The 9,776-nt window shown below is 58.7% G+C and carries 9 protein-coding genes; 3 read left to right on the top strand and 6 right to left on the bottom strand.

Annotated elements, in window-relative coordinates:
• The coding region (locus VMU57_RS07505) for a M17 family peptidase N-terminal domain-containing protein (RefSeq protein WP_325382042.1) at positions 1 to 244 on the bottom strand (244 nt) is incomplete at its 3' end.
• Positions 245 to 343: 99 nt separating this feature from the next.
• Entirely contained in the window at positions 344 to 883 is a 540-nt protein-coding gene (gene smpB, locus VMU57_RS07500) for an SsrA-binding protein SmpB (RefSeq protein ID WP_325382040.1), read from the bottom strand.
• Between the two features lie 245 nt (positions 884 to 1,128).
• On the opposite strand from smpB, the gene VMU57_RS07495 reads away from it, so the two are divergent.
• From VMU57_RS07495 to VMU57_RS07485, 3 genes are read left to right on the top strand one after another with little or no spacing between them, the layout of a single operon-like run.
• Positions 1,129 to 3,522 (top strand): cohesin domain-containing protein, encoded by a 2,394-nt coding sequence (locus tag VMU57_RS07495; protein ID WP_325382038.1) that lies wholly within the window; start codon positions 1,129 to 1,131, stop codon positions 3,520 to 3,522.
• The gene (locus VMU57_RS07490; RefSeq protein ID WP_325382036.1) at positions 3,522 to 4,055 is read left to right on the top strand and encodes a type II secretion system protein; all 534 of its coding nucleotides are present in this window, start codon (positions 3,522 to 3,524) and stop codon (positions 4,053 to 4,055) included. The genes VMU57_RS07495 and VMU57_RS07490 overlap by 1 nt, the downstream gene beginning before the upstream one ends.
• Entirely contained in the window at positions 4,049 to 4,468 is a 420-nt protein-coding gene (locus VMU57_RS07485) for a prepilin-type N-terminal cleavage/methylation domain-containing protein (RefSeq protein WP_325382034.1), read from the top strand. The genes VMU57_RS07490 and VMU57_RS07485 overlap by 7 nt, the downstream gene beginning before the upstream one ends.
• A gap of 83 nt (positions 4,469 to 4,551) precedes the next feature.
• Here VMU57_RS07485 and VMU57_RS07480 read toward each other — a convergent pair whose 3' ends face one another.
• The 4 genes from VMU57_RS07480 to VMU57_RS07465 all read right to left on the bottom strand — a co-directional run.
• Entirely contained in the window at positions 4,552 to 6,786 is a 2,235-nt protein-coding gene (locus VMU57_RS07480) for a beta-glucosidase (protein WP_325382032.1), read from the bottom strand.
• A 213-nt stretch (positions 6,787 to 6,999) separates the two neighbouring features.
• Positions 7,000 to 7,422, bottom strand: coding sequence for a VOC family protein (locus VMU57_RS07475; protein ID WP_325382030.1), 423 nt, complete (start codon positions 7,420 to 7,422; stop codon positions 7,000 to 7,002).
• A 147-nt stretch (positions 7,423 to 7,569) separates the two neighbouring features.
• On the bottom strand, positions 7,570 to 9,048 hold the full coding sequence (locus VMU57_RS07470) for a sensor histidine kinase (RefSeq protein WP_325382028.1): 1,479 nt from the start codon (positions 9,046 to 9,048) through the stop codon (positions 7,570 to 7,572).
• Between the two features lie 20 nt (positions 9,049 to 9,068).
• Positions 9,069 to 9,776 (bottom strand): NAD(P)/FAD-dependent oxidoreductase (locus tag VMU57_RS07465; RefSeq protein ID WP_325382026.1); only part of this gene is annotated, 708 nt, incomplete at its 5' end.

Genomic DNA, 9,776 nt, shown 5'->3' with positions numbered 1-9,776 from the left:
CGACGAGCAGAAGACGCTCTGCCTTCAGTCCGCTAGGCGAATGGAGCAAAAGCGTTTCACCAAGCGTCGCTTTAAATTCACCTGACGCCATCACCTTGGCCGCTGCGTTCGTGACCGCGTCCGAGGTTGACAGCAGGGCGGGCAAAGGATCCGCATCGACAGCGGTCGCGATATCTACAGCGAATACCGCAAGCATCGGTGTAGCAAATCCGGCTGCATCCTGAAATAGAAGCTTCGTATCCATACGATATCGTAACCCGATTCTCGACTATTGGAGTGAGGTAGCGCTGCAACTAAGGTTCAGTATTTGTAACGCAAAACAGAAGGCGTTGGATTGGAAGATCTAGCGGCGCTGGCTTCTGGCGACGGCTGCTTTGGCTTCGCTGTCGGCCTCGCGCTTGCGTTCGGTCTCGCGCTTGTCCCAGTCCTGCTTGCCTTTGGCGAGAGCAAGCTCGCACTTGACGCGGCCGTTGCGAAAGTAGAGCCGAACGGGAATCAGAGTGAATCCCTTTTGCCGGGTCAGGGCCTCGAGCTTGCGCACCTCGGTCTTGTGCAGCAACAATTTGCGGGTGCGAAGTGAATCATGATTCATCGCATTGCCGTGCGAGAAGGGGCCGATGTGCGCATTCAGCAGAAAGCACTCGCCGTCCTTCAATAGGCCATACGCGTCTTTAAGATTTGCCTTGCCTTCGCGGATCGATTTGACCTCGGTCCCGCGCAGGGCGACACCGGCTTCGAACTTGTCGGAGAGGAAGTAATTGAAGCTGGCTGAGCGGTTAAATGCGGCATCTCTCAGACCGGATGCCACCGGATCGCGGTCCTTTGCCTTGACCACCGGCTTGGGCTGGTGGGCGACGGTCGGGTTGGAAAGAGAGCGAGGCATAGGACTTCTTACTTTAACATGCCGCCGGTCCAAGCCTCACCGATGGGGAGATGCCGCGTCTAACTGCTAAAGCCGTCACAAACATGAGGTCAACCGTACCGCGAATGGTATACTCACCCGAGCGCAATAGCCTGTCAGGCACAGCCCCCACAGGCGGCGTCCTTCACTCGGAATGCATGGGGGCGGGCGTGTACTCGGGCAGACGCCGCACTCTTCACGGTGTAAAGGACGCAAACGGAAGCAGCATGGGTCGCGGCAAAAAAATAATTATTAAAGTATCGACGTTCGCGCTTCAGGCGTACCTGGCTCTCTTTCTGCTGGCCGGATTCGTCGCCTTCAATCCCGTGGCGGCGCAGGCACAGTCGGCCAAGAAGTGGAACAAGCGCGGACAGGATGCCGAGGTGCGTCAGGACTTCGACGCGTCCTATGAAGACTACCGCCAGGCCACCCTCAAAGACCCCAAGGACCTTACCTATAAGGCGCACTTCGAGCGGATGAGGTTTCAGGCTGGGGTCAGCCACATCGACCGTGGCCGTGTGCTGCATGCGAGCGGAGATCTGTCGGGAGCGCTCACCGAGTTTCTTCGCGCCCGCGAGATCGACCCTTCGAACCAGACGGCGCAACAGGAGATTGACCGCTTACAGCATCCGGAGTCTGGTCCTCCCGCTGCTCCTGTTCTACCTGCCGCCAATCAACCGCCGACAAGGCAATCGGAGATGCTCCAGGAGCTTAACTCTGTGGCTGGCCCGATTCAGTTGAAGCCGGTCTCAAACGACCCGATCACACTGCACATGGTAGAGGACGTCAAGGTGATCTATCAGGCCATCGGAAAAGCGGCTGGCCTCAATGTCATCTTCGATCCTGACTACCAATCCAAGCGCATCCCAGTCGATCTCATCAACGTTACCCTCCCGGATGCCCTGCGCATCGTCGGAACCCAATCCGACACGTTCTACAAGCCCGTTACCGGCAATACGATCTTCGTCGCGGCGAATACCCGGGCCAAGCGTGCCGAGTTGGAAGAGCAGGCGGTCCAGACCTTCTATCTGACCAATGCCAGCCAGCAGAGCGATGCCAACGAGGTGCTGACGGCGATCCGCAACCTGCTCGATCCCAGCACCAAGATCAACCTTGTTCCCAGCCAGAATGCGATCGTCATGCGCGCCACGCCGGACCAGCTTCTACTGGCGCAAAAACTGATCAACGATCTCGACCGCGCTCGTCCTGAGGTTGTAGTGGATGTGGCAATCCTCGAGGTGAACCGCGACAAGGTCCGCAAGCTCGGCCTCTCGCTGCCGCAGTCGGTCACGCTCACACCCCAGGCTTCGCCGACTTCGAGCAGTAGCAGCGGCACCGGCACTGGTACCGGAACTGACACAACCTCTAACTTCACGCTCAACTCGCTCGCCCATTTCAACTCGACCAACCTTGCCGTCGGCATCGGGGCTGCCGAGCTTGACGCACTTTTGACGGACGCGGATACTCACATTCTGCAGAATCCGAGCATCCGGGCCACCGATGGTCAACGAGCGCAATTCAAAGTAGGCCAGAGAATTCCTATCGCCACCGGCTCCTACAACGCTGGAGTCTCAACTGGCATTGCCAGCATCGGCGTGCAGACGCAGTTCACCTATATCGATGTCGGCGTCACCATCGATATGACGCCGACCGTGCACTATAACGATGAGATCAGCCTGAAGATGAAGGTCGAGGTCTCGTCGCAGCAAAGCACGGTAACGATCTCAGGCGTCGCCGAACCTATTATTGGCCAGCGCGTCGTCGACCAGACGATTGAGCTGAAGGAGGGGGAGCCGAGCATTCTCGCCGGTATTCTCACCAAGCAGAACAACCTGAACGTGACCGGTACTCCAGGCATCGGCGAGCTGCCTATCTTCAAATACTTCTTCTCCTCACGGAGTAAAGAGGTGCAGCAAGACGAGGTCGTCTTTCTGCTGATTCCGCACATCGTCCGTGAGTCCGTGCTTAGCCGCCTGAACACCCGCGCCATCGATACCGGCACCGGCCAGTCCATCGAGTTGCGTCATGTGGACGCTTCCGATCAGCCCGGCATGGATCTGGGCAATCCCGGTTTCCTGGCGTCCAAACCTGTCCCCACTGGCCCTGCGACAAGTGCTGCCAACGCGGCCGAGGCGATGGTGCAGCAGATGAAGACGCAGGCACAGCCGCTGACACCGCCCGCGCCCGCTGCTGCTGCGCCTGTCGGTCCTCCCGTCAGCTTCAGCGTGGTTCCGCCGGCTTCGGCACAGACGGTCGGCAGCACCTTCCAGGTGTCTGTGATGCTCGGCAACGGGCGTGATGTTTATTCGGTGCCGCTGCAGATGCAGTTCAACCCCAAGGTCCTTCAACTCGTCAACGTCGATACCGGCAACTTCCTCGGACGCGACGGCCAGGCAGTGGCGCTGGTGCATCGCGACGACGGAAACGGCCTGGTGACGATCTCCAGCTCGCGTCCGCCGAATGTTGCTGGTATCAGTGGGCAGGGAAGCCTGTGCACGCTGACCTTCAAGGCGGTCGCCGCAGGAGACTCCAACCTCGCCCTCGTCAAGGTCGGGGCACGCAACAGCGCCCAGGCCAATCTTCCGGCCGTCGGTTCGCAGGCCGTGGTACATGTGAAGTGATGTTGCGTAACAAACCGGCCAGCGTACCGGCTAGAACTCCGGGTGGGATACGTCCGGCCCCTGCGCGAGGTGAGACTGCCTCGCGCGCCAACTCCCAATCCGGCCTCACCCTCGTCGAACTGATTATCACGGTGGCGATCGTTGCCATCCTTGCATCCGCAGCGATTCCCATTGCCCGCTTCCAGGTCAAGCGTGCGAAGGAACGCGAACTTCGTAGTGATCTTTGGGAGATGCGCGCCGCCATCGATCACTATTACGATGCAGCGATGAAAGGCGGCATTCAGACGAAGGTCGATAGCATGAACTACCCGCCCGATCTGCAGACGCTGGTCGATGGCGTCGATATTCAGGACAAGAAGGTCAAATTTCTGCGGCGCATCCCGGTCGATCCCATGACGAACTCCACCGACTGGGGCCTGCGCTCCAACCAGGACGACGCCGATTCGACATCGTTCGGCGGCCAGAACGTCTTTGACGTTTACACCAAGAGCGACGGAACCGCACTGGACGGTACAAAATACAACACATGGTAGCGACGTCCCCATCCCGCGCATCACACACCGCCGAGCAGGGCTTCACGCTGCTCGAACTGATGATCGTCATGGTCGTGATTGGACTGCTGGCGGCCATCGCCATTCCTTCGTATACGAACAATATTCGGAATGCGAAGGAGGCGGTCCTCAAGGAAGACCTGCATACGATGCGCACGGCGATTGACTCGTACACGGTGGACAAGCAAAAGGCCCCGCAGTCGCTGGACGATCTGGTGCAGTCTGGCTATCTGAAGACCATGCCCAAGGACCCCTTCACCGAGCGCGACGACACCTGGGTACCTGACGAGAGCAGCGACCTGTCGACCACCGATCAGACCGACTCCGGCATCGACGACGTTCACAGCGGATCGCAACTAAGCGCCGCGGACGGCACCTCTTACTCTTCCTGGTAGGTCTTTTTCGCATCGTCTCACAAAAACCGAAGAGGCACAGCGATGGTCTGCTGTGCCTCTTCGGTTTTTGTATGGATGTGTACTTACTTCTGAACATGGAGTGTAGCGTCCAAAGGGGTATCGCTGGAGGAGGCTCCGGCCATCACCTTGTAATCTCCCGGCAGAAGCTGCCAGGCGTCTTTGGCGGTGTCGAAGATGGAGAGGTAAAGAGGGTTCAGAGGAATGCTCACTTCCTTCGATTCGCCGGGCGTCAGCTTGACCCGCTCCCATCCCACGAGCCGCTTGAAGTGCTCATCGGCAGCAGAGGGAAGCGCGACGTAAAGCTCGGCGATCTCCGTGCCTTCGCGTGAGCCGGTGTTTTTGACGGTGAAGCGAGCGGTACGCGTGGCATCGTCGACCGTCAGGCCGGAGTAGGCATAGGTGGTGTACGAGAGTCCGAAGCCGAACGGAAAGAGCGGCTGCTTGTGGGTCGCCTCAAACCACTTGTAGCCGACCTTCGCGCCCTCGGTGTACTTGAGATCGAAAGGGCCGACATCATGATGGCCATCATCACCGGTTGTTTTGGCGTTTGGATCGAGGCCGGGAACAGTGGGGTGCGGAAGTTGATCGTCGTTCCTGGCAAAGGTGACGGGGAGCTTGCCCGATGGGTTGACATCGCCGAACAGTATGTTCGACAGCGCCTGCGCTCCTCCGATACCGGGATACCACATCTCGACGATTCCCTTGACCTTTGCTGCCCACGGCATCGTGACCGGGCCGCCCGTCTCGAGAACGACGATCGTGTTCGGATTGGCCGCAGCTACGGCCTCCACCAGTGCATCCTGGTTGTCAGGCAGCGACAGCGTCGGCGCATCCTGTCCCTCGCGCATGGGCTGGGTGACGAAGACGATAGCGAGGCTGGAATCTTTTGCCAGCTTTGCCGCTGCGGTGGTGTCTTTTCCGTCGATGTACTGAACGTTGCTCTGAGGCGACTTCTCGCGGATGTAGCGAAGCGGAGACGAAGGGAAGTAGATCGCCTGGCCCCACGGCGACGAGCCGGGCTTGGGGTCGATGGCATTGCCGCCGGGAGCGTCGACCTGCGCGGAGCCGCCACCTGAAAGAACGCCCACGTCAGTGTGAGAGCCGATGATCGCAATCGAGGTCGAGGCTGCGGCCTTCAGCGGAAGAATAGAGTTCGAGTTTTTGAGCAGGACGATGCTCTCTTCGGCGATGTGCTGCGCGTCATCGCGGCCGCGGAAGGGATCGACGACGGTGCGTACAGGAGGATTGTCGATGACGCCCGCATCGAACATGCTGCGCAGAATGCGGTGCACCATGTCGTTGAGCCGAGCCATCGGAACCTGCCCATCTTCGACGGCCTTCTTGAGCGGCTCGCTGAAGTAGTTGTCATCTCCCGGCTCGTCCTGGTCGAGGCCGTTCAGCGCTGCCTTCACGGTGCTGTGAGTTCCGCCCCAGTCGGAGACGACAAAACCCTTATAGTCAAAGTCCTTCTTCAGCACCTGGTTGAGCAGGTAGTCGTTCTCGCAGGCGTGGTCGCCGTTGACGAGGTTGTATGAGCACATCACCGCCGAAGGCTTGGAGAGCGCAATAGCGATCTCGAAGGCGAGCAGATCGGATTCGCGCATGGAGCGTTTGTCGAGCAGCACGTTGACGACGTTTCGTCCCGTCTCCTGATCGTTGAGAGCGTAGTGCTTGATGTCGCTCATCACGTGCTCCGACTTGACTCCCAGTGCAAGCTCGCCGGTCATGATGCCTGCGAGAACCGGATCTTCGCCGGCATACTCGAAGTTGCGGCCATTGCGGGGCTCACGTGTGATATCGAGACCGCCGCCAATCGACATATTAAAGCCCTGGGCCCACGCCTCGCGTCCGATGACCGAGCCATAGAGAAACGCCGCTTTCGTATCCCAGCTTGACGCCGCTCCGAGGGTTGAAGGCAACAGCGTCGCGTAGCGGCTCTGAAGCGCCGCCATGCGGATACCCACGGCTGAGTCGGCCATGTTGATGCCGGGAATGCCGAGGCGCTCGACGCCCTCGGTGTAGCCCGCGCCAAGATTCGACCCCGGAGCGACGTAAGCGCCCGCACGCAGAACGCCCCACCCGGTGCCATGTACCATCTGAATCTTTTCGTCGAGCGTCATCTGGCCAACGACCATGTCCGCCCGCTGGTCCGGCGAAAGGGCCTTGTTCATCCAGGGCATCTGTGCGGTGTTCGGCTGCTTTTGCGCCAGGGCCTGCTGCGGAACGAAGGACGCTACAGAGAGGACAGCGGAGAGGAACGAGATCGTTATGCCTCTATAAAGTGCGGAAAATTCCATAGGTGCTCCTTCAATATCTGGACGCAGCCATCTGTCTGGGGCGGTCACAAACGCCAAAACGTTTCATGCTGGGTCGCTAGAGAGTCTAAATGAACTAAATCGGATTAGCTATGGGTTTTTATGATTTACTTGGCGGACCGAGCACCGCACAAAGGTCTGACCTCAATGGACGCGACTCTTCCTCCAGAAGAAAACGACGGGCAGCAGGTGAGACTATTTGGCGAAGAGCTGGTCGATATCGGCAAAGGCTTTGAACTCCAACGCATTGCCCGCGGGGTCGAGAAAGAACATGGTGGCCTGTTCGCCGACCTCGCCCTTGAACCGAACGTATGGCTCGATGATGAAATCGATGCCTGCACCGCGAAGGCGCTCAGCCAAAGCCTGCCATTGCTCCAATGGAAGAACGACTCCGAAGTGGGGAACAGGAACGTCGTGGCCGTCCACTGGGTTGTGGTGGGTGTCGTGTTCGTGCGACTTCGGCTTCAGATGCGCGACGATCTGGTGGCCGAAGAGATCGAAGTCGATCCATTGCGTGGAGCTGCGGCCCTCGCGACAACCCAGCGTCGTGCCATAGAAGCGGCGAGCGGCGTCAAGGTCATCGACGGGGAAGGCTATATGAAATGGAGCGAGGGGCACGGTGTTCTCCTGGCCCTCATCTTACGATGCCGTGCGAGGAGCGCGGGCAACGTGAATCGACTAGCGGCGAGAGAAGCCCTGGTTGTAGCTGCGCGTGTTCTTCTGTGAGAACGCTCAACGAAGAGAAATGTTGTTCTGAAAATTTGTTTAGCTGCTTTGCTCTTTCGGCGGAACATTGTCGATGGGAAGTCGGACAACAAACTCCGTGCTGCCGGGTTCAGAGGCAAAATGGATGACTCCGCCATTCTGCTCCACGATGCGATGCACGATGCCGAGACCGATGCCAGTGCCGACGCCCATTGGCTTGGTGGTGTAGAAGGGATCGAAGATGTGTGCCTGGCATTCTGTGGGGATGCCGCTGCCGTTATCGCTGATGCTGATGCAGATCTCAGGTCGTCCATCATGAAGCGTCTTCTCAACCCACGTACGAATCTTAATGTGGCCATGCTGCGAGGCCGCGTCGATGGCGTTGTCGAGGACGTTTGTCCATATCTGGTTGAGTCCGGAGCACAGCGCCTGGAAGATAGGAAGATCGGGAGCGAGCTCTTTTTCTACCACGATCTCCTTCTCGCGAAACTTATGGCCGAGAATGACCAGCGTGGCATGGATGCTGTTATTGATGTCGACCGTCTGGCGCTGTCCTTTGCCCTCATAGGCGTAGGACTTGACGGCAAGCACAAGATCGGAGACCCGGCCGATGCTCTCTTCAATCGTTCCGACAAGCTGCATGCTGGAGACGAGGGCGGCCAGCCAGCTCAACGCGTCCGAGAAGATCGGGCCGGCAAACTCCTCGCGCGCGCACTCCAGCTCCTTTGCGTCAATGCCAATCGATACCAGCGTCGGCGCCATCTTCCAGGCGTTCTCGATGTTGGCTTCTTCCATCCACTCGGCCAGGGCCTCTTCGGCATCGCTCTGTTCGAGCGAGTTCAACCGCAGCGGCTGCTTGGCTGCAAGTGCATGCTCCTGCAGGTCAAACATGCATTGCTTCTGCTCGTGGCTCATCTCGGTTTTGCTGAATTTCGCCGAGAGCTCGTGCAATCGCATCAGATTTTCGCGCAACTGCGAAGCGGCCCGGCGCGCGGCTGCTCCCGGATTGTTCAACTCGTGCATCAAGCCGGCGGCCAGCGTCCCCAGTGACGCCATCTTCTCCTGTTGAACGGCGATGCTTTGCAGCTTCTGGATGCGCATGGCCATGTTTCCGAGGATGGATTTGCGAACGCCGGGGCAGGAAGTCATCAGCTTCCAGAACGCCTCTTCGTCAAACTGAAGCAGATCGGCGGATTCTTTGGCGCGCACGCTGACCAGATTGGGCGTATTAGAAAGCAGTGGAACCTCACCAAAAGCGGTCCCACTAGGGATGGGAGCGAGCTTCATCTCCTTGCCTTCGGCCACTGCCTGCATCACGCTCAATTCACCATCCAGCAGAATCCAAAAATAATGGGCAACCTCACCCTGTCGCGCAAGCACGCCATCTTTCTCCAGATGGATCTCCTGCGCTCCTTCAAGGCAGCGCAACTCTTCGTCGTTCAGGGTCGACAAAATGGAGACAGTACGCAATTTAGCAAAGACAGCATCGCTGATCTTGCAGATCGGCTTCGTTTGGACGGATTGGGTTTGGTTGCTCATTGTTTTCCTGGGCAGTTCATTTAAAGTGTTGCGAGATACTGGTGTACGAATTGGATTGCGATTGACCCTTCGCCAACGGCGGAGGCACACCGTTTGACTGAGTTATAACGAACGTCGCCGGCGACAAAGATACCGGGAACGCTGGTCTCCAGCAAATATGGCTCGCGGTCGAGCGTCCATGCCGCAGCCGATTTTGCCTTCAACTCGGGGCCAGCCAGAATGAAGCCTTTGCTGTCGCAGGCAAGTTCCTTGGGCAGCCAGTCGGTCTTCGGTGCGGCTCCGATGAAGATGAATACGGAACTGGTCGGTCGCGCCTCTTCTCCTCGCGGCGTCTTCAACATCAAACACTCAAGGTGGTCGTTGCCTGACATGCCGATCACCTCGGTCTGGGTCTCGACGATGATGTTCGGCGTGGCCTTGATCTGGTCGATCAGATACTTCGACATGCTCTTCTCCAGCGAACTGGAGCGCACCAGCATGTGCACCTCCGAGGCGTAGCGCGAAAAGTGCATCGCCGCCTGGCCCGCCGAGTTCGCACCGCCGATAATGTAGACCACCTCGCCCGCGCATGACATCGCCTCGGTCAGCGCCGCGCCATAGTAGACGCCCGCACCGCTGAACTGGTCGCAGCCCTCAATCTCCAGCTTGCAATAAGAGACGCCCGTAGCGATCAGGCACACATGGCACGTCACCTCGCGGCCATCCTTCATGGTCACGATGTGATACCG

Source organism: Edaphobacter sp. (assembly GCF_035532915.1).
Taxonomy (GTDB): domain Bacteria; phylum Acidobacteriota; class Terriglobia; order Terriglobales; family Acidobacteriaceae; genus Edaphobacter.
Note: the sequence above shows the minus strand (reverse complement) of the source record. Positions and strands in the feature narration are given on the sequence as shown.

Coding starts and splice junctions, on each gene's coding strand:
- VMU57_RS07490 (WP_325382036.1), top strand. CDS start 3,522: ATGTTGCGTAACAAACCGGCCAGCGTACCGGCTAGAACTCCGGGTGGG.
- smpB (WP_325382040.1), bottom strand. CDS start 883: ATGCCTCGCTCTCTTTCCAACCCGACCGTCGCCCACCAGCCCAAGCCG.
- VMU57_RS07495 (WP_325382038.1), top strand. CDS start 1,129: ATGGGTCGCGGCAAAAAAATAATTATTAAAGTATCGACGTTCGCGCTT.
- VMU57_RS07480 (WP_325382032.1), bottom strand. CDS start 6,786: ATGGAATTTTCCGCACTTTATAGAGGCATAACGATCTCGTTCCTCTCC.
- VMU57_RS07485 (WP_325382034.1), top strand. CDS start 4,049: ATGGTAGCGACGTCCCCATCCCGCGCATCACACACCGCCGAGCAGGGC.
- VMU57_RS07470 (WP_325382028.1), bottom strand. CDS start 9,048: ATGAGCAACCAAACCCAATCCGTCCAAACGAAGCCGATCTGCAAGATC.